Source organism: Pantoea sp. CS_6 (assembly GCF_041954745.1).
GTDB lineage: Bacteria > Pseudomonadota > Gammaproteobacteria > Enterobacterales > Enterobacteriaceae > Pantoea > Pantoea stewartii.
Genome location: NZ_JAVAYG010000013.1, coordinates 21,455 through 43,303, shown reverse-complemented (window position 1 = coordinate 43,303; position 21,849 = coordinate 21,455). Strand labels below are relative to the sequence as shown.

The 21,849-nt window shown below is 52.0% G+C and carries 20 protein-coding genes; 15 read left to right on the top strand and 5 right to left on the bottom strand.

Annotated features, from left to right (window positions below):
- Positions 1-104: 104 nt before the first annotated feature.
- The gene (gene radC, locus RAC90_RS18050) at positions 105-761 is read right to left on the bottom strand and encodes a DNA repair protein RadC (RefSeq protein WP_033738055.1); all 657 of its coding nucleotides are present in this window, start codon (positions 759-761) and stop codon (positions 105-107) included.
- A 181-nt stretch (positions 762-942) separates the two neighbouring features.
- On the opposite strand from radC, the gene coaBC reads away from it, so the two are divergent.
- From coaBC to slmA, 3 genes are all read left to right on the top strand, one after another.
- Positions 943-2,163, top strand: a complete 1,221-nt coding sequence (gene coaBC / locus RAC90_RS18045) for a bifunctional phosphopantothenoylcysteine decarboxylase/phosphopantothenate--cysteine ligase CoaBC (RefSeq protein ID WP_375124627.1) — start codon at positions 943-945, stop codon at positions 2,161-2,163.
- Positions 2,141-2,599 carry a dUTP diphosphatase gene (dut, locus tag RAC90_RS18040; RefSeq protein ID WP_033738053.1) on the top strand — a complete coding sequence of 153 codons (459 nt, stop codon included), beginning with the start codon at positions 2,141-2,143 and terminating at the stop codon, positions 2,597-2,599. The genes coaBC and dut overlap by 23 nt, the downstream gene beginning before the upstream one ends.
- Before the next feature lie 120 nt (positions 2,600-2,719).
- Positions 2,720-3,316, top strand: a complete 597-nt coding sequence (gene slmA / locus RAC90_RS18035; RefSeq protein WP_006121245.1) for a nucleoid occlusion factor SlmA — start codon at positions 2,720-2,722, stop codon at positions 3,314-3,316.
- A gap of 30 nt (positions 3,317-3,346) precedes the next feature.
- Here slmA and pyrE read toward each other — a convergent pair whose 3' ends face one another.
- On the bottom strand, positions 3,347-3,988 hold the full coding sequence (gene pyrE / locus RAC90_RS18030) for an orotate phosphoribosyltransferase (protein ID WP_006121244.1): 642 nt from the start codon (positions 3,986-3,988) through the stop codon (positions 3,347-3,349).
- 49 nt (positions 3,989-4,037) lie between these two features.
- Positions 4,038-4,754 carry a ribonuclease PH gene (rph, locus tag RAC90_RS18025; protein ID WP_375124609.1) on the bottom strand — a complete coding sequence of 239 codons (717 nt, stop codon included), beginning with the start codon at positions 4,752-4,754 and terminating at the stop codon, positions 4,038-4,040.
- Between the two features lie 154 nt (positions 4,755-4,908).
- Here rph and RAC90_RS18020 point away from each other — a divergent pair, with 154 nt between their 5' ends.
- A complete protein-coding gene (locus RAC90_RS18020) occupies positions 4,909-6,093 on the top strand; it encodes a NupC/NupG family nucleoside CNT transporter (RefSeq protein WP_039342462.1) in 1,185 nt (394 codons plus the stop codon).
- A 34-nt stretch (positions 6,094-6,127) separates the two neighbouring features.
- On the opposite strand, the gene RAC90_RS18015 is transcribed toward RAC90_RS18020, so the two are convergent.
- Positions 6,128-6,571, bottom strand: coding sequence for a DUF3574 domain-containing protein (locus RAC90_RS18015; protein ID WP_054632866.1), 444 nt, complete (start codon positions 6,569-6,571; stop codon positions 6,128-6,130).
- Positions 6,572-6,731: 160 nt separating this feature from the next.
- Here RAC90_RS18015 and RAC90_RS18010 point away from each other — a divergent pair, with 160 nt between their 5' ends.
- The 5 genes from RAC90_RS18010 to RAC90_RS17990 all read left to right on the top strand — a co-directional run bounded on the left by RAC90_RS18010 (position 6,732) and on the right by RAC90_RS17990 (position 12,500).
- Positions 6,732-7,595 (top strand): YicC/YloC family endoribonuclease, encoded by an 864-nt coding sequence (locus tag RAC90_RS18010; RefSeq protein ID WP_375124608.1) that lies wholly within the window; start codon positions 6,732-6,734, stop codon positions 7,593-7,595.
- Positions 7,596-8,278: 683 nt separating this feature from the next.
- Positions 8,279-8,554: a hypothetical protein gene (locus RAC90_RS18005; protein ID WP_375124607.1), complete on the top strand. Its 276-nt coding sequence runs from the start codon at positions 8,279-8,281 to the stop codon at positions 8,552-8,554.
- A gap of 510 nt (positions 8,555-9,064) precedes the next feature.
- Positions 9,065-9,988 carry a kdo(2)-lipid IV(A) palmitoleoyltransferase gene (gene lpxP / locus RAC90_RS18000; RefSeq protein ID WP_375124606.1) on the top strand — a complete coding sequence of 308 codons (924 nt, stop codon included), beginning with the start codon at positions 9,065-9,067 and terminating at the stop codon, positions 9,986-9,988.
- A 785-nt stretch (positions 9,989-10,773) separates the two neighbouring features.
- Complete coding sequence (locus RAC90_RS17995; RefSeq protein WP_375124605.1) at positions 10,774-11,415, top strand: oligosaccharide flippase family protein; 642 nt, start codon at positions 10,774-10,776, stop codon at positions 11,413-11,415.
- 467 nt (positions 11,416-11,882) lie between these two features.
- Complete coding sequence (locus RAC90_RS17990) at positions 11,883-12,500, top strand: trimeric intracellular cation channel family protein (protein ID WP_375124604.1); 618 nt, start codon at positions 11,883-11,885, stop codon at positions 12,498-12,500.
- Here RAC90_RS17990 and ligB read toward each other — a convergent pair.
- Positions 12,414-14,183 carry an NAD-dependent DNA ligase LigB gene (ligB, locus tag RAC90_RS17985; RefSeq protein ID WP_375124603.1) on the bottom strand — a complete coding sequence of 590 codons (1,770 nt, stop codon included), beginning with the start codon at positions 14,181-14,183 and terminating at the stop codon, positions 12,414-12,416. The genes RAC90_RS17990 and ligB overlap by 87 nt on opposite strands.
- A gap of 241 nt (positions 14,184-14,424) precedes the next feature.
- Between ligB and gmk the strand changes: the two genes are divergently transcribed.
- From gmk to RAC90_RS17955, 6 genes are all read left to right on the top strand, one after another.
- Entirely contained in the window at positions 14,425-15,048 is a 624-nt protein-coding gene (gmk, locus tag RAC90_RS17980; RefSeq protein ID WP_006121348.1) for a guanylate kinase, read from the top strand.
- Between the two features lie 54 nt (positions 15,049-15,102).
- On the top strand, positions 15,103-15,378 hold the full coding sequence (rpoZ, locus tag RAC90_RS17975) for a DNA-directed RNA polymerase subunit omega (RefSeq protein ID WP_003851346.1): 276 nt from the start codon (positions 15,103-15,105) through the stop codon (positions 15,376-15,378).
- Between the two features lie 20 nt (positions 15,379-15,398).
- On the top strand, positions 15,399-17,507 hold the full coding sequence (gene spoT / locus RAC90_RS17970) for a bifunctional GTP diphosphokinase/guanosine-3',5'-bis pyrophosphate 3'-pyrophosphohydrolase (protein ID WP_054632862.1): 2,109 nt from the start codon (positions 15,399-15,401) through the stop codon (positions 17,505-17,507).
- Between the two features lie 3 nt (positions 17,508-17,510).
- Entirely contained in the window at positions 17,511-18,212 is a 702-nt protein-coding gene (gene trmH, locus RAC90_RS17965; protein WP_375124602.1) for a tRNA (guanosine(18)-2'-O)-methyltransferase TrmH, read from the top strand.
- Positions 18,209-20,287 carry an ATP-dependent DNA helicase RecG gene (recG, locus tag RAC90_RS17960; protein ID WP_375124601.1) on the top strand — a complete coding sequence of 693 codons (2,079 nt, stop codon included), beginning with the start codon at positions 18,209-18,211 and terminating at the stop codon, positions 20,285-20,287. Before trmH ends, recG begins: the two co-directional genes overlap by 4 nt.
- Positions 20,288-20,369: 82 nt before the next feature.
- Positions 20,370-21,743, top strand: a complete 1,374-nt coding sequence (locus RAC90_RS17955) for an NCS2 family protein (protein WP_375124600.1) — start codon at positions 20,370-20,372, stop codon at positions 21,741-21,743.
- Positions 21,744-21,849: the final 106 nt, after the last annotated feature.

Sequence of the window (21,849 nt, the reverse complement as noted above, 5' to 3'; positions counted from 1 at the left end):
AGGTGGCGTAGTATACGCCGCTCGGCCCAAGTGCTCAAGTCCCGAACAGATAAAGATCCCGAATGATCGTGTAAAAAGCCGCCACCTGGACCAGATTTCCAGGCTCAGAGCCATCCGCGTTCGACAAATGAGACAGATTGACCGTGTCCAATCACCAGATGATCAAGCAACCGGATATTCAATAAGCGACAAGCTTCGCAGATTTTTAGTGTAATGTCGCGGTCAGCCTGGCTGGGTTCAGCAATTCCTGACGGATGGTTATGCGCCACGATGAGCGCAGCCGCGTTGATTTTCAGGGCTTCACGCACAATTTCACGAGGATGGACTTCGACGCTGTTAATCGATCCGGAAAACATTTCTCTGGCCATTAATACCCGATGTTGATTATCCAAAAACAGCACGACAAACACCTCACGCTCCTGCCTGGCCAATAATGTCTGCAGGTACTGACGCGTCGCTGCGGGACTGTCAATTGTGCTCTCACGCGCCAGCTGGCTGGCGAAAAACCGTTTGGCCAGTTCTGCCACTGCGCGCATCTGAATCAACTTGATTTCGCCAGCGCCTTTAATGCCCTTAAAGTCTGCAGCCGTCGCATTAACGATATTATAAAGCGACCCCAGCTCCTGCAGCATCTGCTGCGCCAGCATCATGACAGGAACGCCTTTTGAACCTGTTCGTAAGAAAATCGCTAACAGCTCTACGTCACTTAACGCATCCGCACCCCATTGCTGAAGTTTTTCTCGTGGTGGCAAATTTTTCATTGCTGCTCTCCCTGTCGCCCCCTGTATCATCGCGTGCGAACCTATCCGCCACCAGCGCGTGATTGTGATTCTCCGGCATGTCTCGCAAACGCAGCCATTGAAAAGGTGCATGCCACGTTTTGTGATAAAATTCGGCCATTACACCGTCCCTGCGACGGCAATCGAAAATGAGGTCAACAGCATGATGGGATTAGCCGGTAAAAAAGTTCTTCTGGGCGTCAGTGGTGGAATTGCTGCCTATAAAACCCCCGAGCTGGTCCGTCGTCTGCGCGATCGCGGTGCCGATGTCCGCGTGATGATGACCGAGGGCGCAAAGGCTTTTATCACGCCACTCAGCCTGCAGGCCGTCTCCGGTTATCCTGTTTTTGATGATCTGCTTGACCCGGCAGCTGAAGCCGCAATGGGACACATTGAGCTGGCCAAATGGGCTGACCTGATCGTGCTGGCCCCGGCCACGGCCGACCTGATTGCGCGCATTACGGCAGGGATGGCCAATGATTTAGTCACCACTGCCGTGCTGGCAACAGCAGCGCCTGTCGCGATTGTGCCGGCGATGAATCAGCAGATGTATCGCGCTGCCGTAACGCAGGAAAACCTGATCAGGCTTCAGGCGCGCGGCCTGTTAATTTGGGGGCCAGACAGCGGCAGCCAGGCCTGCGGGGATATTGGCCCCGGTCGCATGCTTGATCCTTTAGCTATCGTTGACCACGCCGTTCAGTGGGCCGCGCCCGTCAACGACCTGCAACATCTCAATATTATGATTACCGCGGGCCCTACCCGTGAAGCGATCGACCCCGTGCGTTATATCAGCAACCACAGTTCGGGAAAAATGGGGTTTGCGATTGCTGCGGCGGCAGCAAAGCGCGGCGCCCGCATTACGCTGGTAAGCGGTCCGGTTGCCCTGCCAACGCCCGCCGGCGTTAAACGAGTGGATGTGACATCGGCCCTGGAAATGCAGGCGGCGGTAATGGGGGAGATAAACGCACAACATATTTTCATTGCAAGCGCAGCCGTGGCAGACTACCGGGCAACTGAGATCGCGGATGAAAAAATAAAGAAACAGGATGACGATGAGAAAGTCAGCCTGCAGCTCATTAAAAATCCCGATATTGTCGCGGGGGTCGCGGCCTTAACGCAGAGCCGGCCATTTGTGGTTGGATTTGCGGCTGAAACCCAGAATGTGGAAGAATACGCCCGAAAAAAACGCGCGCGTAAAAACCTGGACCTGATTTGTGCTAACGATGTGTCAAAAGCAGGCCACGGGTTCAATAGCGACACCAATGCTCTTCACCTTTTTTGGCAGGAAGGAGAAAAAACCTTACCGCTCAGCGATAAGTCACTCCTTGGTCAACTTTTAATAGACGAGATTGTCAGCCGTTATGATGAAAAAAATAGACGTTAAAATTCTTGATGCGCGCGTCGGCAAAGCGTTTCCCTTGCCGACCTATGCGACACCGGGTTCCGCTGGGTTAGACCTTCGTGCCTGTATTGATGATGTGATGGAAATCGCACCCGGCACAACGACATTAATTCCTACCGGTCTGGCTATTCACATCGCCGATCCGAACCTTGCCGCCGTGATTCTTCCGCGCTCTGGCCTGGGCCACAAACATGGTATTGTCCTGGGTAATCTGGTTGGTCTGATTGATGCCGACTATCAGGGACAACTTATGGTATCGGTATGGAATCGCGGGCAGGAAAGCTTTACGCTTCAGCCGGGCGACCGCATGGCCCAGCTGGTTTTTGTCCCTGTCGTCCAGGCCGAGTTCAATCTGGTAGACGAGTTTGACGCCAGCTTGCGCGGTGAAGGTGGCTTCGGTCACTCAGGCCGTCAGTAACCAGCACGACCGATTTTCACTTACGCCAATCTTATTATTTCTCATCGCCCCAAGGCTTTCTCTTGTGGCAGATGCGTAGGTGTTGCCTGTATATGGTGAAATTCAGGGGTTTTTAAGGGCATGGCAGAGAAAAAAGTCGTAAAGCGGAATCGCCGCGAGGAGATTTTGCAGGCGCTGGCGCAGATGCTTGAGTCAAGTGATGGCAGCCAACGCATTACTACTGCAAAACTGGCGGCTAACGTCGGTGTATCGGAGGCGGCGCTTTATCGTCACTTTCCCAGTAAAACGCGGATGTTTGACAGCCTGATCGAATTTATTGAAGACAGTCTGATTACCCGCATCAATCTGATCCTGAAAGATGAAAAAGAAACAATGGCGCGCCTGCGTCTTATTGTGCAACTGATTCTGGGATTTGGTGAGCGTAATCCGGGGCTGACGCGGATTTTGACAGGTCACGCGTTAATGTTTGAACAGGACCGTCTGCAGGGGCGCATTAATCAGCTGTTTGAGCGCATTGAAGTGCAGCTACGCCAGGTGATGCGCGAACGCAAAATGCGCGAAGGTGAAGGCTTTCAAACGGATGAAACCTTACTGGCCAGCCAGCTGCTGGCCCTGTGTGAAGGGCTGTTATCGCGGTACGTCCGTTCCGAGTTCCGGTTTAGCCCAACGGCCGACTTTGACACCCGCTGGCCGCTGATTGCGGCACAACTGGTGTAATACACAGGCGGGCGCAATGCCCGCCAGTTATCAGACGCCGTATGCTTTTTGGTACGCCCGTACCTGCGCTAAATGATCGGCCATGTGCGTTTTTTCAGCCAGGTAATCAATCAGGTCGTTAAGCGTAATTATCGCGGTAACTTTGCAGGAATAATCCCGCTCCACTTCCTGAATAGCAGAGAGTTCACCCCGGCCGCGTTCCTGACGGTCCAGTGAAATCAGCACGCCCGCCAGGCTGGCATCATGTGCATTGATAATATCCATGGATTCGCGAATCGCCGTGCCGGCCGTGATGACATCATCGACCAGCATCACTTTACCCTGCAGCGGGCTTCCCACCAGCAAACCGCCCTCTCCGTGATCTTTCGCTTCTTTACGATTGAAGCAGTAAGGTACGTCACGATCGTGATGATCGGCTAACGCAACGGCTGTGGTGGTGGCGATAGGGATGCCTTTGTAGGCCGGACCAAATAACAAATCAAAATCGATTCCGCTGTCGACTAACGCCTGCGCATAAAACCGTCCCAGCAGCGCTAAATCCCGGCCCGTGTTAAATAAACCGGCATTAAAAAAATAGGGGCTTTTACGACCCGACTTTAATGTGAACTCACCAAATTTGAGCACCTGCTTATTCAGTGCAAATTCAATAAACTGCCGCTGCCAGGCTTTCATGTCTTACTCCTCAGATAAAAAAAAGGCGACTCTGTGGTCGCCTGTTACCTTAATTTTCCAGCGCCGCTTTCTGGGCCTGAATCAATTCTTCAATACCGCCACGCGCTAACGCCAGTAATGCCAGCAGTTCTTCGTGGCTAAAGGGTTCACCTTCAGCGGTGCCCTGCACCTCAATCATGCGGCCATCTTCCATCATGACGACATTCATATCCGTTTCAGCGGCAGAGTCCTCAACGTATTCAAGGTCACACAACGCTTCACCATTGACAATCCCCACTGACACGGCGGCAACCATGCCTTTCATCGGATTCGCTTTCAGCTTACCACTCGCGACCAGGGCATTAAGCGCATCTGCCAGGGCTACACAGGCGCCAGTAATGGAAGCCGTACGTGTACCGCCATCGGCCTGAATGACGTCACAATCGAGCGTAATCGTGTATTCACCGAGCATGGTGAGATCGACCGCAGCACGCAGAGAACGGGCGATCAGGCGCTGAATTTCAAGCGTGCGACCACCCTGTTTGCCTTTCGCGGCTTCACGTGCCATACGGCTGTGAGTGGAACGCGGCAACATGCCATATTCGGCAGTGACCCAGCCCTGGCCCTGCCCTTTGAGAAAGCGCGGAACTCCTTCATCCACCGTTGCAGTGCAGAGCACTTTGGTTTCACCGAATTCCACCAGAACGGAGCCCTCTGCGTGTTTAGTGTAATTGCGGGTCAATGTGACTGGACGCACCTGATGTGTGCTACGGCCTGCTGGACGCATGGTTATCTCCGGCTTGCTAATGATTGGCTGCGTATTATACGGACTTCCTGGCCTGCTGTCTCTTGCAGTGGTCAGTGCAGCCTGGGATGAAATTCATGCCGGAGTATGGCTAAATGCCTTACCTTTTCCTGCATATCCGCTAACTGACTAAACTATGACCGCTCTTCTTCATTTCCTGCTGGCGCTGGTGGTAATTTTTGCCCTTGCGCTACTGGTCAGTCATGACCGAAAACGCATTCGCCTGCGCTTTATCATTCAACTGATTGTTGTAGAAGCCGCACTGGGCTGGTTCTTTCTTCACTCAGCCAGTGGACTGGCGCTGGTAGGCACGGTGGGGCATTTCTTTGAAACGCTGCTGCGTTTTGCTGCACAGGGCACGGAATTTGTGTTTGGTGGCATGAGTCAGCAGGGACTGGCCTTTATCTTCCTTGGCGTGCTCTGCCCTATTATTTTTATTTCCGCACTGATTGGTATTTTGCAACACTGGCGCATTCTGCCGTTACTGATTCGCGTTGTTGGCACGCTATTATCAAAAGTTAACGGCATGGGAAAACTGGAGTCCTTTAATGCGGTAAGCACGCTGGTGCTGGGCCAGTCAGAGAACTTCATTGCCTATAAAGGTATTTTGGCCGATATCCCACCACGCCGACTTTACACCATGGCGGCAACCGCGATGTCTACCGTTTCGCTGTCGATTGTTGGTGCGTATATGTCGATGATCGAGGCCAAATATGTCGTTGCGGCTCTCCTGCTTAACATGTTCAGCACGTTTATCATCCTGTCGATTATTAACCCCGGCAAAGGCAGTAATGAGCAGGCTATTCCGCTGGATAAATTACACGAAGATCAGAGTTTCTTTGAAATGCTGGGGGAATACATCCTCGCTGGTTTCAAAGTCGCGATGATTATTCTGGCCATGCTGATTGGTTTTATTGCCTTAATCGCGGCTATCAATGCCCTGTTTGCCACCCTGTTTGGGTACAGTTTCCAGCAGCTTCTTGGCTATGTTTTTTATCCTTTTGCCTGGCTGATTGGCATTCCCGCTACCGATGCATTACAGGCTGGCAGTATTATGGCCACGAAGCTGGTGGCGAATGAATTCGTCGCCATGATTGAACTGAAAAAGATAGCGGCAGGCATGACGCCACGCGGATTGGGCATCCTGTCTGTTTTCCTGGTTTCCTTCGCGAACTTTGCTTCTATTGGAATTGTTGCGGGCGCGATAAAAGGCCTGAACGAACAACAAGGCAATGTCGTCTCAAGGTTTGGCTGGAAACTGGTCTATGGTTCCACCCTGGTCAGCCTGCTTTCCGCTGCATTTGCCGGACTGTTTATCTGATGGACTCAACGGCGGCACTGGCCGCCGTTTGTCCCTAAAAACTAATGCAGGCTGGCGTATCCACGCGCATAACCGATTCCTGACCAAACTGTTTTTTATAGCGGGCACGCAGCGCTTCAACACGACTGTTGCTGTCACTGTCGAACTGATAGATAAGCACTAACGCCTTGCTTTTCTCACGTGCTAACTGACCGTTTTCGCCCAGCCATTGGCCCTGCGCATCATAAACAGACAAGCCAGACCTGAAGCGCGGTGTTACCTCTTTATCGACAAAATTCATCCAGTCCAGTGCGCTCACATTGCCGCCCTGCGGCTTACTGAGACCAAACCACAATGTGGTTTGCATCATGACCTCACCGCCGGCGCACACCGGAACGGGTCGGGTAGAAGGCGGATATGATGGTGATGATGGAGACGGCGACTGACAGCCCACAAGCAGCAGGCTGAGTATGAGTGGAAGAGACGATACGCGCGACATAAAAAGAGGGCCTCAACGAGTAAACCAGTAATTAGCATAAGTGGCTGTTGAGAAAAGCGGAAACATTTTGTTATCGCATCCTGTACACGCTTACACCTGTTCTGGTCAGCCTTGCCTCGTTATACTGGCCTCAACCTTATTTAAAAAAAGAGTAACGCTTATGATCCGCAGTATGACCGCCTATGCCCGCCGTGAAATTAAGGGCGACTGGGGCAGCGCCGCCTGGGAGTTGCGTTCTGTCAATCAACGTTATCTTGAAACCTATATTCGTCTGCCTGAACAGTTTCGCGGACTGGAACCGATGATCAGGGAGCGCATTCGCCAGCGACTGACGCGTGGAAAAATCGAATGTAATCTGCGCTTCGAGGCCGATCCTGGCGCGCAGGGCGAACTGATGCTCAATGAGTCACTGGCCAAACAACTGGTTCAGGCGGCTAACTGGGTCAAACTGCAGACCGATGAGGGCGTTATCAATCCGCTGGATATTCTGCGCTGGCCAGGCGTCATGGCAGCACCTGAACAGGATTTGGATGCAATTAATACTCAGCTGATTCAGGCGCTGGATAGCGCGCTGGATGATTTCATCGCCGCACGTGAAAGCGAAGGCAGCGCTCTGAAGGCACTGATCGAGCAGCGGCTGGAAGCGGTAACGCATGAAGTTAGCAAAGTCCGCGCTCAACTGCCCGATGTGATTAAGTGGCAGCGGGAGCGCCTGATCGCCAAACTGGAAGATGCTGAGGTGCAGCTTGAAAATAATCGCCTTGAGCAGGAATTGGTGATGATGGCACAACGTGTCGATGTCGCAGAAGAGCTGGATCGTCTGGATGCGCACGTTAAAGAGACCTATAACATTCTGAAGAAAAAAGAGGCGGTAGGCCGTCGTCTTGACTTTATGATGCAGGAGTTCAACCGCGAGTCAAACACACTGGCTTCAAAATCCATTAATGCAGAAATTACGAATTCAGCGATTGAGCTAAAAGTGTTGATTGAACAGATGCGAGAGCAGATTCAGAATATCGAATAGCCACACATTAAGCTTCCTGCTGTTTGTCGCCTTCATTTGATTATTAAGTCCGTGTAAAAACGGACTTTTTAAAGATCTCCCTGCACTTTTCTCTTTTCACAACGTACGCTATGCCCTTTCGGAATTTATTCAACATTAATCGATTCCGGACGCCTGATAAGACAGGTGAAACAGCAACCGGCTTTCTTAATGACTCGTTTTTAGGGAAGTCTTACGAAGAAAATACGCTCATCAACAGATGATTATCTGGAAGGATAACAAAATCTAATACGCAGCAAACCAGGCGATAACGAAAAGTAAAAAAGAAAAGGATGTACAAGCAGTGAAGCCATGCCTGCTACGATTCCTGTTTTCAACACAGTTATACGTGTCCCGCGCCTCATCCGATATCAGTTTGACAGGCACCTGATTTACCCCCTTATTTGTGACCTACACTGCAGTTTTTAAACACATTTGTTAAAGAAACAAATAATTGTGGTTAAAAGCCAATTTGTTAACAAAACTGTAAACCATAATCCTCCTGCCATTTCCAGTTACCGGCATTAACATACATTGAAAAACGTCAAATCCTTCACAATAAATGTTCAAAAAATAATTTTTATAAAATAAAAAAATTTATCACCTAAAGTTTTTCTTTTTAATGCCGTTCTTTTCTTTGTGAAAATCAACAAGAGTCTGAAGCCATGAAAAAGTTAACTTATGCCCTTTTTTTAATGTTCTTATCACCCTTATCTTTTGCTGTAGGTGGTCAAATCACTTTTAAGGGTGCGATTGTAGAAACCGGATGTAATACCCTTATTGTTAATTCTCAAATTAAACAAAGCTGCACAAGAGGAGGAAGAACAGAATCCACCCTACTTCGTATGAACGACAGTCAGCAATCCTTACCGCTTAGCCTGGGTAAGGTGAAGTTAAAAAAATACAGTCATTTTCGTCTGATGACAGTTGATTACAACTAGCGCTTCTTTTATGCCCTCTTTTCTTTCAGGCTATGATGTAACGTTGAGTACAGATCGTATATAGCCTGTGAAGACAGATGTCGCTCATGTCCTCAGTTTTTGAGATGTTTTATGTACACCTTTTCGGTTGTTAACTACGCATAATGTGTCGCGCAGGGATGTGCGTAGCCATTTTTTACGTTTTTGCCACCCTGAACTATAAAGTTTTCGAAAAGAATGCGCTGTGCCAGTACAGAACCGTCCTAATTTCCAGGCTCTTTCAAGAACCCGCCTCGCTTACAAAATTAAAACAAATCGTTGTATTATAATGATATTATTTTTCTCGCATTTCTTTTTTTGCTGTTTTTAGCGTTATTTAACCCCTTTTTTAATCCTGTCGATAAGTGACGTCCTCTGTGATTCAAGGCACTTTTTGATAAAGTGTGGGTCGTAGTCAGTACAGCTGTACCGCTTGAGAACTTAAGGAATGGGTCTTTTTGCGCTACATCCATTACTTCCTTAAGGTTCATAATGAAAAACACCAGGCAGTTTAGTCGTTCCCTTTTACATCCCCGCTATTGGTTTACATGGTTTGGTCTTGGCTTTCTTTGGCTGTTGGTTCAACTCCCCTATCCTGTCCTGATGCGACTTGGCGCAGGTGCCGGCCGGCTTTCCCGCCATTTTCTTCAGCGCAGAGAGCGCATTACGCGCCGTAATATTGAACTCTGCTTTCCGGATATCAGTGACGAAGATAAAGAAATCATGATTGCGGGAAATTTTGCCTCTCTCGGCATGGCATTGATGGAAACGGGTATCGCCTGGTTCTGGCCAGACCATGCCGTTAAACGTCTGTTCAACGTCTCGGGCCTGTCGAACCTCTACTCAGCCCAGAATGAGCGTCGTGGCGTAATGCTCATCGGCATCCATTTCATGTCGCTGGAGCTGGGTGGTCGCATCAGCGGATTGTGTCAGCCGATGATGGCAATGTACCGTCCCCATAATAACCACGCGATGGAGTACGTACAGACCAGAGGCCGTATGCGTTCGAATAAAGCGATGATTGACCGTCGCGATCTGAGAGGGATGGTGCAGGCGCTGAAACAAGGTGAATCTGTCTGGTTTGCGCCAGACCAGGATTACGGTCCCAAAGGCAGTACGTTTGCCCCCTTGTTTGCTGTAGAAAAAGCCGCGACGACCAATGGTACCTATGTGTTGTCCCGGTTGGCTAAGCCCGCTATGGTTCCAATTATGCTGATTCGTAATCCTGGCAATGATGGCTATAAGCTGATTATTGAACCAATTCTGGAAAATTACCCGCATGCGGATGAAGCTGCAGCCGCGGCTTATATGAATAAAGTGATTGAGAACCAAATCATGCGAGCGCCTGAGCAATACCTTTGGCTACATCGCCGCTTCAAAACGCGTCCGCCTGGCGAAGCCTCTCTTTACGTTTAGACAGACATAAAGCAGGTTTCGGCCTGCTTTTTCGTTTGACAGACCTCTATGTTGATTTGGAGGCTTCCTTCTGACGGCCTGTTTTATTATTACCGCGATAACCCAGCCTCCCTGCCACGGGCTCTGTTCGCCTTCTTAACCCGAACTCAGATCCAGCCTGAGCCATAAATCGTACGCATTACGATTATTTTCGCAGTCAACATGCATTAGCAGTGTATCGGGTATGAATGCTTACCCTTCGGTTATTCTTTGCCCTAGCTTAAGCATGTTGTATGGGAAAAATCCTGGAGAATGACGGGCGAGCCCTTGTATGTACGGCTTATTTAACGGTTTTTTATTTTTTTCATGTATTGCTTCAGTTTCCAGACTTAACGGAAAAACAAAAAAACAGAACGCTGTGATAAGGCCTGTGCAAATAATGCTGTAAATGATGAATATTATTTCATTAGTCAAATCACATATCAGATTTTCCTTATGATGTTAACTTTCATAAAACGCGCTATAAATCATCTGCACACAGCAAAGCTATTCAAAACATAACAGCATGACATTTCCGGCGAACATTATTTCCGCCGGAAAATTTAAGCAATTTAAAATGAACGGATAATAATAATGACAACAGGGAAAATTCATCACCAGGGGAACGTTTATTATTAGCAGTATGCTTTAACACACAGCTCATTATAAAGATAAGAATTTACTTTATTAAATTATAGTAATGCCAGCGCTGTCCTGATGAATACTCATCGGCGCAGCGCCCTACTACTCTGCCCGGCGAGAAAAAAATGACAACACGAAAAATAAATCTGGAAAACGTCAAGTGGCCTTTTCTTTCATCGGTCAAAATGCTGAGTATTGGTGTGTTACAACTTTCAGTGTTGGGAAAAGTCCTGCAGGCCGATACCTATAATCTGCTGGCTGTCGTCATTACAGGCTTGATGGTTATTGACACACTGGCCGATCGTGGTTTTTCCAATACGTTGATTCGATATGCACCGCTGCCAGTAAAAACGCTGTCCGTGGTTTACTGGGGTAATATATTTGTGGGTCTGGTCATTTTTTCTGCCCTTTTTACTTGCGGTCTTATGCTTGAACATATGTTTGGGCTACCCGAGGTGGCCAGGATTGTTGAAATCGCATCGGTCATCTTTATTATTATTCCTCAGGGCCAGTCTTATCGCGCCCTGATGCAGCGTGAAAAGCAATTCTCTGATATCGCTTTTTGCGAGATCGCCTCTGTATTTGTCGGCCTGATCATTACACTATTGACTCTATGGCTGGCGCCTTCCGTTTTATGTGCTTTATGGGGCTATCTGGCAATGGCATCAGTGAGAATGCTGACGTATTGCTTTTATGGTCGTAAATGGTTTCGACCCGACTATGACTTCAACCTGAAAGCGTTCTTTCAGCTTCATATGAAGCACTGACAAACCGCTACTGGCTGGAAGCAGCCCGACGGTGAAAGCAGGAAAACGTGCTGTTAACCGGTACGTTTTCATTAATAAAACCCACCACTTTTCATTTCAGACACCTTCAGTGTGCGTTGTTGTCCTCTTTATCCTTATTCTCACCTTACTCCCCCTGCATTTAGCCCACGGACAGGTCCCCATGCTCTGCTTTGCGTGGTTTGCTTTCTCTGTCTGTCACCACATAATGTCGCCGACGGGCAAGGGTTCAACGTTGTAAACAGGCTGGCGTCATATCGGCGAAAAATTCGCATCACGACGTTTTTTAATTCGTCTCCGTGTAAAAACCGATACAGCCTTTTGATAATAAAGGCATTACTCTTGCCCGCATAATTTTTACTAATACTTTAACTCTTAATAACAGAAAAACTCAGTCGCGCCGTTTTTGCCAGTGGCGTAGCCTTGCCGCCGTCTTCCTGGAGCCTGCTATGTTACTTACTGTTCTTTATATTATTGGGATCACCGCCGAGGCGATGACAGGTGCGCTTGCCGCAGGTCGCCGTAAAATGGATCTGTTCGGCGTCATTATCATTGCTTCCGTTACCGCGTTAGGCGGAGGCTCCATGCGCGATATATTGCTGGGGCACTATCCGCTTGGCTGGGTCAAACATCCTGAGTACATCATTATCGTGGCCGCTGCTGCTGTAGTAACGACTTTTTTGGCACCGCTAATGACGCACCTGCGCAAGGTGTTTCTGGTATTGGATGCGCTGGGCCTGGTGGTATTTTCGATTATTGGCGCGCAGGTGGCACTGGACTCAGGCCACGCCATGATCATCGCCGCAATCAGCGCCGTGATCACGGGCGTCTTTGGCGGCGTTTTACGCGATATGTTTTGTAACCGCATCCCACTGGTATTCCAAAAAGAGCTGTACGCCGGCATCGCTTTTGCAGCAGGCTGGATGTATATCCTGCTCCTGAAAACGCCGCTGCCGCATGAAGCAGTGGTGATTATCACCTTACTCTTCGGCTTCTTTGCGCGTCTGCTGGCGCTGAGATTCCGTCTCGGGCTGCCCATCTTCAATTACCCTCATCCTGAGCACTGATGAAGAAGGAATGCCCTGCTGCTGCAAAAAGTGGATTAACGCTCTGAGCCCGGCATCCTGAAACTGCGACGTAATCTGCTCTGCCCGGCGTGCGCCAACGCCCGGCAGAGATTGCCAGGCCTGTTTATCACGGGCAAGAACACTCTCCCAGTCGCCGTCGGCCAATGACAGTAGCGCCTTTTGCGGCAACGCCACACCTAACGCGCTAACCCAGCGGCGCAAAGGCTGTTGACGGGTCAAACTGAATTGATGCCAGATTTGCTGCGCTCTTTCGGGTGAAATACTCGCTGCTGTCGCGATCTGTTCGGGGGTTAAGGCCAGCCACGCAAAAAGATGTGTAATCAAGCCCGTTTCCAGTAACCGTTGCCAGGTGCTACGTTGCACACCCGCAATATTTAGCACCGATTTTTGACTCAACCAACTGAGGCGCGCCAGTAACTGACGATGGCACTGCGGTGCCAAAACATAACAACTCAGCGACGTGAAACGATCCGTCTGAGGCGGCTCAGGGTAGTCACGTTGCGCGACGCGCCAGATAACGCGATCCAGACGTGGAATGCCTTGTCCGGCAAGGCTGACCGTCACCTGGTCGCCCGCAATGATGTCCCGCTCTCGCCAGCGTTTTAGTGAACCGATGCTGACTCGCCGGACGATTTTGTCATCCAGTTGAACGGGTTGCAGGTTGAGTACGACCGCGATTTTCCCCGTTCGCCCGATCGAAAAATCAACGGAACGGACCTCAGTGCTGACATCGGGAGGCGGGTATTTCCAGGCGACAGCCCACTCGCCTTCACCGGGCTGCCAGTGTTTGCCTGCAGGCCGGGCCGTCTGATGCACAACAATGCCATCGGTTACAAAAGGCAGTGGCGCGTGGAACCAGCGCTCGCGCCATTCAGCCGCGTCTTCTTCATATTGAACAGGCTGACTCCAGTGACGCGCAAGGCTAAACCCCCAATCCGATAAACGCGTCAGTCTTTCCTGCATGGCGTCTGGTCCGTCAGGCCATCCCCAGATAAAAATGCCCAGTTGTGTCAAAAGCGGTGTGGCGTCACTACGCAACATTGCGCCTGCGACCAGAGCCCTGGCATTCTTCCCGCCGTCAACCGCCTGGTGATGACCGGTCATCTGCAAAAAGAGTTCGCCCTGTAAAACCACGCTCTCTTCATCGCTGTCAATCTCCAGCGGAATAGCAGGGATCAGCCTGGCTTTTTCGACCCACTCCTCACCGTGTAAGCCGTCGCCACGACTGATGAATGACACCAGTTTCCCGTGCCGATAGACCAGCGAAACGGCCACGCCATCGACTTTGGGCTGCACCCAGAGATCCCGGCGTGGCTGCATCCAATAGCCTAAAGCACGCTTATCCCGAACCTTTTTGACACCAGTATGCGCAACGGGATGCCAGCGCGTGCCATCGTTGGGCAATACCGGTACATCCTCTTTCTCACCCGTACTGAAGCAACGTTGCCAGTGATTGAGCCGCGTCTGCAGGCTATCGTAGTCGGCATCGGTAACGGGTGAATGGCCTTGCTGATAATACGCCGCGTCCCACTGCCGGAGCTGTTGTTTTAAATGGTTAATCTCCTTTGCCGCGCGACCCGGCGTCCAGGCCGGGCACAGCGCCCCAAACGCGGAAAATGTGCTGGCTGTTATGAGCAGCCCGGCGGCGAAGCATCCTTTCATCCCTGACCTCCTGATGTTTAGGATATTCAACCGCCAAAACAGCCGGTTCAGCCAGCCCCGCTCTCCGGTTCTGGAACGCCTCCTGGAAATTGAATACGTCTTTACAGCCTGCGAAAAAGTGGTTGCGGCGCACCCCGCATAAACTTTTCGTGATGAGGGCGGTGCAAACGCTGCGTGGCGCGGGGAAGCCGTGTATACTGTGCAGGAAATCGACTCCGCAATTAATCAATTCAAGAACATCATGGCCCAAGGTACGCTCTATATTGTTTCTGCTCCTAGCGGCGCAGGAAAATCCAGCCTTATTCAGGCACTGTTAAAAACGCAGCCGCTGTACGATACGCAAGTGTCTGTTTCGCACACCACTCGCGGCATGCGCCCCGGTGAAGCGCACGGTGAGCATTACTTCTTTGTGCAAAAGCATGAGTTTGAAAAAATGATTGCGGAAGATGCTTTCCTTGAACACGCGAAAGTTTTCGATAACTACTACGGCACGTCGCGCAAGGCGATCGAACAGGTGCTGGCAACCGGCGTCGATGTTTTCCTTGATATAGACTGGCAGGGCGCACAACAAATTCGCGCTAAAATGCCCGACGCGCGCAGTATATTTGTCCTGCCTCCTTCTAAAGAAGAGCTGGATCGTCGCCTGCGCGGCCGCGGTCAGGACAGCGAAGAGGTGATTGCCCGTCGTATGGCACAAGCCGTGGCCGAAATGAGCCACTATGGCGAATACGATTATTTAATTGTGAATGATGATTTTGATCTGGCGTTATCCGATCTGAAGACCATTATTCGTGCAGAACGTCTGCGCATGGCCCGCCAGAAAGCGCGCCATGATGCTTTAATCAGCAAACTGTTGGCAGTCTGAACCCAGTTTCAGTATGATGCCGAGTCATTTCTTCATCTGTGGAGTAGCACACCTATGGCACGCGTAACCGTTCAGGACGCAGTAGAAAAAGTTGGTAATCGTTTTGACCTGGTGTTGGTCGCTGCACGTCGTGCACGTCAGATGCAGGTAGGCGGCAAAGATCCGCTGGTTCCGGAAGAGAACGATAAACCGACCGTTATCGCATTGCGCGAAATCGAAGAAGGTCTGGTCACCAATCAGATTTTAGATGTGCGTGATCGTCAGGAGCAGCAAGAGCAGGAAGCCGCTGAGTTACAGGCCGTTACCGCTATCGCTGAAGGTCGTCGTTAACCGCGAACTGCAGGTCAACCTTGTATCTGTTTGAAAGTCTCAATCAACTGATTGAACAATACTTGCCTGAGGACCAGATCAAGCGCCTCAAGCAAGCCTATCTCGTATCACGTGATGCCCACGAGGGACAGACACGCTCCAGCGGTGAGCCTTACATTACCCATCCTGTTGCGGTGGCGTGCATTCTGGCGGAAATGAAGCTCGACCATGAAACCCTCATGGCCGCGCTTTTGCACGACGTCATTGAAGATACGCCAGCGACCTATCAGGACATGGAACAACTGTTTGGCAAAAGCGTAGCTGAACTGGTTGAAGGCGTTTCGAAGCTGGATAAGCTGAAATTCCGTGATAAGAAAGAGGCGCAGGCAGAAAACTTCCGCAAGATGATTATGGCGATGGTGCAGGACATCCGCGTTATTCTCATCAAGCTGGCTGACCGCACCCACAACATGCGTACGCTCGGGTCCTTACGCCCTGATAAACGTCGTCGCATCGCGCTGGAAACGCTGGAAATATACAGCCCACTGGCGCACCGCCTGGGTATTCATCACCTTAAAACGGAACTGGAAGAGCTGGGTTTTGAAGCGCTCTATCCGAACCGTTTTCGGGTAATTAAAGAGGTCGTGAAAGCGGCCCGCGGCAACCGTAAAGAGATGATTCAAAAAATCCTCTCCGAAATCGACGGCCGTTTGCAGGAAGCCGGTATTCCCTGCCGGGTAAGTGGTCGCGAAAAGCACCTTTACTCGATTTACCGCAAAATGACGCTGAAAGAGCAGCGTTTTCACTCGATCATGGATATCTATGCCTTTCGCGTCATCGTGAAAGATCTGGATACCTGTTATCGCGTACTGGGCCAGATGCACAGCTTATATAAGCCGCGTCCGGGCCGGGTCAAAGATTACATTGCTATCCCCAAGGCTAACGGCTATCAATCGCTGCATACCTCTATGATCGGGCCGCATGGCGTGCCGGTTGAGGTGCAAATCCGTACCGAAGATATGGATCAGATGGCCGAAATGGGGGTGGCGGCACACTGGGCCTATAAACAGGCCGGTGAAAGCGGCACAACCGCACAGGTGCGTGCGCAACGCTGGCTGCAAAGCCTGCTGGAGCTGCAACAAAGTGCCGGTAGCTCATTTGAATTCATCGAAAGCGTCAAATCCGATCTCTTCCCGGATGAAATCTATGTCTTTACACCGGAAGGCCGCATCGTCGAGCTGCCTACCGGGGCAACGCCTGTCGATTTTGCCTACGCGGTCCATACCGATATCGGTCATGCCTGCGTTGGCGCGCGCGTTGATCGCCAGCCTTATCCGCTGTCACAGCCGCTTACCAGCGGCCAGACCATCGAGATCATCACAGCGCCTGGTGCGCGTCCTAACGCGGCCTGGCTCAACTTTGTCGTCAGTTCCAAAGCCCGCGCGAAGATTCGTCAGTTGCTGAAAAACCTGAAGCGCGAAGACTCGGTAAATCTGGGGCGTCGCCTGCTCAGCCATGCGTTGGGTGGCAGTCGTAAACTGGCGGAGGTGCCAGCCGAAAACATCAAGCAGGAGCTTGATCGGATGAAGCTGACCTCACTGGACGATCTGTTAGCCGAAATCGGCCTGGGTAATGCCATGAGCGTGGTCGTCGCCAAGAACCTGTTGCAGACCGACACCAGCGCGCTCAACAACAACAAAAAACAAGGCAAGCTGCCGATTAAAGGGGCAGACGGCGTCCTCATTACCTTTGCAAAATGCTGCCGCCCCATTCCAGGCGATCCTATCGTTGCCCACGTCAGCCCGGGCAAGGGCCTGGTCGTTCACCATGAGTCCTGTCGCAATATTCGTGGCTATCAAAAAGAGCCCGAAAAATTCATGCCTGTGGAGTGGGATAAAGTTACAGAGCAGGAGTTTGTCGCAGAGATAAAGGTGGATATGTTTAACCACCAGGGCGCACTGGCCAACCTGACGGCCGCCATCAATACGGCGGGCTCCAATATTCAGAGCCTGAATACGGAAGAACGCGATGGCCGTGTTTACAGTGCTTTTATTCGTCTGACCGCACGCGATCGCGTCCACCTGGCCAATATCATGCGTAAAATCCGTGTGATGCCGGATGTGATTAAAGTTCACCGCAACCGTAACTAGTGCATGAATCCTCAACGTTTTGCCCGAATTCAGGAAATGCTGGCCTTGCGCCAGCACGACCTTACCGTCTGCATGGAGCAGGTACATAAGCCGCACAATGTTTCTGCTGTCATTCGCACCGCGGATGCTGTCGGTATCCATGAAGTCCATGCCGTATGGCCAGGCCAACGCATGCGAACGCAGGCCTCAGCCTCGGCTGGCAGCAACAGTTGGGTAAACGTAATAACGCACCGCTCAATCAGCGACGCGATTAGCCACCTCAAAATGCAAGACATGCAGATACTGGCGACGAACCTGTCGGCGGATGCTGTGGATTTTCGTGAGATTGACTACACCAAACCTACCTGCATTTTGATGGGTCAGGAAAAAACGGGCATTACCGATGAAGCCCTGGCGCTGGCCGACCACCATATCATTATCCCGATGGTGGGTATGGTCCAGTCGCTTAACGTTTCCGTTGCCTCTGCCCTGATTCTGTATGAAGCCCAGCGCCAGCGGCAGAATGCTGGCATGTACCGTCGTCAGTCCAGCCTCCTGGCAGAGAAAGAGCAACAGCGTCTGCTGTTTGAGGGCGGCTATCCCGTTCTGGCGCGCGTGGCAAAACATAAGCGGATGCCTTATCCCCATATTAACGCGCAGGGTGACATTGAAGCCGATGAGAGTTGGTGGGCCGCCATGCAGTCAACGGGCAGACGTCAGAAATGAAAGGCCGTCTGCTGGATGCCATCCCGCTCAGTACCCTGACCGGCGTCGGCGCCAGTCAGGCAGCAAAGCTGGCTAAAATCGGCCTGCACACCATTCAGGATTTACTGCTTCACCTTCCTCTGCGTTATGAAGATCGTACGCAGTTATATGCCATTAACGACCTGTTGCCCGGCATTTGGGCGACCGTGGAAGGCGAAGTCCTGCATACCGATATCACTTTTGGCCGTCGGCGCATGATGGTCTGTCAGATCGGGGATGGCAGTGGCGTTTTAACGCTGCGCTTTTTCAACTTCAATGCCGGCATGAAAAACAGCCTCGCGCCGGGCCGACGTGTCACCGCTTACGGCGAAATCAAACGCGGTCAGCGCGGCGCAGAAATCATCCATCCGGAATACCGCGTACAGGGCGAGCACAGCCATGTCACGCTGGAAGAAACGCTGACGCCCGTGTATTCCACGACCGAGGGCATTCGTCAGGCGACCCTGCGCAGCCTGACCGATCAGGCTTTAACCCTGCTGGATAGCTGTGCCATCACAGAACTTTTGCCGCAGGCGTTAAGCGGCGGGCTGTTAAGCCTGCCTGAAGCCCTTCGCACGCTGCACCGCCCGCCGCCGGATCTCAAACTCAGCGAGCTCGAGAGTGGGCAGCATCCCGCACAGCGCAGGCTGATTCTGGAAGAACTGCTGGCGCATAACCTCAGTATGCTGGCCGTCAGGGCCGGCGCACAGCGCCATTACGCCCTGCCGATGCCTGCCCGGCATACATTGAGTGACCGGTTACTGGCCGCCCTGCCGTTTTCCCCCACGGCAGCCCAAAAACGCGTTGTCGCAGAGATCGAAAAAGACTTTGCGAATGACTTCCCCATGCTGCGCCTGGTACAGGGAGACGTCGGTTCAGGTAAAACCCTGGTTGCCGCGCTCGCCGCGCTGAACGTTATCGCCCACGGTAAGCAGGTGGCCCTGATGGCACCTACAGAGTTACTGGCTGAGCAACACGCCAATAATTTTCGCCAGTGGCTGGCACCGCTTGGCCTTGAGGTCGGCTGGCTGGCGGGCAAACAAAAGGGCAAAGCGCGACAGGCCCAGCAAGAGGCGATTGCCAGCGGGCAGGTTGCGATGGTGGTCGGCACGCATGCCCTGTTTCAGGAGCAGGTGAAGTTTAACGGGCTGGCGCTGGTCATCATTGATGAGCAACACCGCTTTGGCGTGCATCAGCGACTGGCGTTATGGGAAAAAGGAGAAGAGCAGGGTTTTCATCCCCACCAGCTCATCATGACAGCGACGCCGATCCCGCGCACGCTGGCCATGACCGCCTACGCCGATCTTGATACCTCAACCATTGATGAGCTGCCGCCAGGCAGAACACCGGTGACCACCGTAGCGATCCCTGACAGTCGTCGTAATGAGATCATTGAGCGTGTGCAAAAGTCCTGTCACGAGGGCCGTCAGGCTTACTGGGTCTGTACGTTAATTGAAGAGTCAGACCTGCTGGAAGCTCAGGCTGCGGAAGCCACATGGGAAGAACTCAAAGTGGCGCTGCCTGATTTGCAGGTCGGGCTGGTTCATGGCCGTATGAAGCCAGCGGAGAAGCTGGCGGTCATGCAGGCTTTCAAAGCCAACGAAATCCAGCTGTTAGTTGCCACAACCGTCATTGAAGTCGGTGTGGACGTGCCGAACGCCAGCCTGATGATTATTGAAAATCCGGAACGACTTGGTCTGGCGCAACTGCACCAGCTACGTGGTCGCGTAGGACGCGGCGCGGTCGCCTCTCATTGTGTTCTGCTGTACAAAGCGCCGCTGAGCAAGACGGCCCAGAAGCGTTTGCAGGTGTTGCGTGACAGCAATGACGGTTTCGTGATTGCTCAGCATGATTTAGAGATTCGTGGTCCGGGGGAGCTACTGGGAACACGCCAGACCGGTAATGCGGAGTTTAAAGTTGCCGATCTGCTGCGCGATCAGGCCATGCTCCCTGAAGTGCAGCGCGTCGCTCGTCATATTCACGAACATTATCCTGAGCAGGCGCAGGCGCTGATTGAGCGTTGGCTGCCCGAAACCGGCCGCTACAGCAACGCCTGACTTTTTTTGCAACCGTGAGCAAACGTTTGCTTTTGATCCGGGGACGATTACAATCGCCTCACTTTTTTTGGGAACCATGACGATGTCAACAACACAGCAACCAGCCCCCGCCACCGCCAGTAAAAGTGAACTGATCTATCGCCTGGAAGATCGTCCGCCGCTAACGCAAACCTTGTTTGCAGCCGGACAACACCTTCTGGCGATGTTTGTTGCGGTGATCACGCCCGCGCTGCTCATCTGCCAGGCGCTCGGTTTACCGGCGCAGGATACACAACACATTATCAGCATGTCCCTGTTCGCGTCCGGTGTGGCATCGGTACTGCAAATCAAAACCTGGGGACCGATCGGTTCAGGGTTACTCTCCATTCAGGGCACCAGCTTTAACTTTGTCACGCCGCTGATTATGGGGGGAATGGCGCTGAAAAATGGTGGCGCGGACGTGCCCACAATGATGGCGGCGCTGTTTGGTACATTGATGGTAGCCTCCTGTACGGAAATGGTGCTGTCGCGCGTGCTGCATCTGGCACGCCGCATCATCACGCCGTTAGTCTCAGGTATTGTAGTGATGATTATCGGCTTATCCCTGATTCAGGTCGGCCTTACCTCTATCGGCGGCGGGTTTGCTGCGATGAACGATCACAGCTTCGGCGCGCCGAAAAATCTGCTGTTAGCCGGTGCCGTGCTGGTGGTGATTATCCTGCTGAATCGCCAGAAAAACCCCTATCTGCGCGTTGCGTCGCTGGTGATTGCGATGGCGGTGGGCTACCTGCTGGCCTGGGCAATGGGCATGCTACCCACCATCAGCACGCCTGCCGGACAGCCGATCGTGGCGTTCCCCACTCCGCTCTATTACGGCCTGGGATTTGACTGGAATCTGCTGATGCCGCTGATGCTGGTCTTTATGGTGACCTCGCTGGAAACCATTGGGGACATCACCGCCACTTCGGATGTCTCTGAACAGCCGGTCAGCGGCCCGTTATACATTAAGCGCCTGAAAGGCGGTGTGCTGGCAAACGGCCTGAACTCTTTTGTATCTGCCCTGTTTAATACCTTTCCTAACTCCTGCTTTGGCCAGAATAATGGCGTGATTCAGCTGACAGGCGTTGCCAGCCGCTACGTGGGATTTGTTGTCGCGCTGATGCTGATCCTGCTGGGACTGTTCCCGGCAGTGAGCGGACTGGTACAGCACATTCCTGAGCCCGTGCTGGGCGGCGCTACGATTGTGATGTTTGGCACAATCGCCGCATCCGGTGTCCGTATCGTTTCCCGGGAGCCGCTGAATCGCCGGGCTATCATGATTATCGCGCTGTCGCTGGCAGCAGGACTCGGTGTTTCCCAGCAGCCCCTGATTCTGCAATTTGCACCCGACTGGCTGAAAACGTTACTCTCTTCTGGTATCGCTGCGGGTGGGATTACCGCGATTGTGCTGAATCTTATCTTCCCACCCGAAAAGTAACGTTCAAGGCAGGCGGCAACCCGCCTGCTATTTCGGCTGATTTACATCCAGGCGGTTGAGCTATAACGATAATTCAGGCATAACAACCTTTCAGCGGACTGAACCC

Excerpts from the sequence above, each read along its gene's own strand:
- RAC90_RS17955 (WP_375124600.1), top strand. The coding sequence starts at position 20,370 with ATGTCAACAACACAGCAACCAGCCCCCGCCACCGCCAGTAAAAGTGAA.
- rph (WP_375124609.1), bottom strand. The coding sequence starts at position 4,754 with ATGCGTCCAGCAGGCCGTAGCACACATCAGGTGCGTCCAGTCACATTG.
- gmk (WP_006121348.1), top strand. The coding sequence starts at position 14,425 with ATGGCCCAAGGTACGCTCTATATTGTTTCTGCTCCTAGCGGCGCAGGA.
- trmH (WP_375124602.1), top strand. The coding sequence starts at position 17,511 with ATGAATCCTCAACGTTTTGCCCGAATTCAGGAAATGCTGGCCTTGCGC.
- dut (WP_033738053.1), top strand. The coding sequence starts at position 2,141 with ATGATGAAAAAAATAGACGTTAAAATTCTTGATGCGCGCGTCGGCAAA.
- RAC90_RS18015 (WP_054632866.1), bottom strand. The coding sequence starts at position 6,571 with ATGTCGCGCGTATCGTCTCTTCCACTCATACTCAGCCTGCTGCTTGTG.
- RAC90_RS18010 (WP_375124608.1), top strand. The coding sequence starts at position 6,732 with ATGATCCGCAGTATGACCGCCTATGCCCGCCGTGAAATTAAGGGCGAC.
- rpoZ (WP_003851346.1), top strand. The coding sequence starts at position 15,103 with ATGGCACGCGTAACCGTTCAGGACGCAGTAGAAAAAGTTGGTAATCGT.
- ligB (WP_375124603.1), bottom strand. The coding sequence starts at position 14,183 with ATGAAAGGATGCTTCGCCGCCGGGCTGCTCATAACAGCCAGCACATTT.
- lpxP (WP_375124606.1), top strand. The coding sequence starts at position 9,065 with ATGAAAAACACCAGGCAGTTTAGTCGTTCCCTTTTACATCCCCGCTAT.
- RAC90_RS18020 (WP_039342462.1), top strand. The coding sequence starts at position 4,909 with ATGACCGCTCTTCTTCATTTCCTGCTGGCGCTGGTGGTAATTTTTGCC.
- slmA (WP_006121245.1), top strand. The coding sequence starts at position 2,720 with ATGGCAGAGAAAAAAGTCGTAAAGCGGAATCGCCGCGAGGAGATTTTG.
- RAC90_RS17990 (WP_375124604.1), top strand. The coding sequence starts at position 11,883 with ATGTTACTTACTGTTCTTTATATTATTGGGATCACCGCCGAGGCGATG.
- radC (WP_033738055.1), bottom strand. The coding sequence starts at position 761 with ATGAAAAATTTGCCACCACGAGAAAAACTTCAGCAATGGGGTGCGGAT.
- RAC90_RS17995 (WP_375124605.1), top strand. The coding sequence starts at position 10,774 with ATGACAACACGAAAAATAAATCTGGAAAACGTCAAGTGGCCTTTTCTT.
- coaBC (WP_375124627.1), top strand. The coding sequence starts at position 943 with ATGATGGGATTAGCCGGTAAAAAAGTTCTTCTGGGCGTCAGTGGTGGA.
- pyrE (WP_006121244.1), bottom strand. The coding sequence starts at position 3,988 with ATGAAAGCCTGGCAGCGGCAGTTTATTGAATTTGCACTGAATAAGCAG.
- RAC90_RS18005 (WP_375124607.1), top strand. The coding sequence starts at position 8,279 with ATGAAAAAGTTAACTTATGCCCTTTTTTTAATGTTCTTATCACCCTTA.
- recG (WP_375124601.1), top strand. The coding sequence starts at position 18,209 with ATGAAAGGCCGTCTGCTGGATGCCATCCCGCTCAGTACCCTGACCGGC.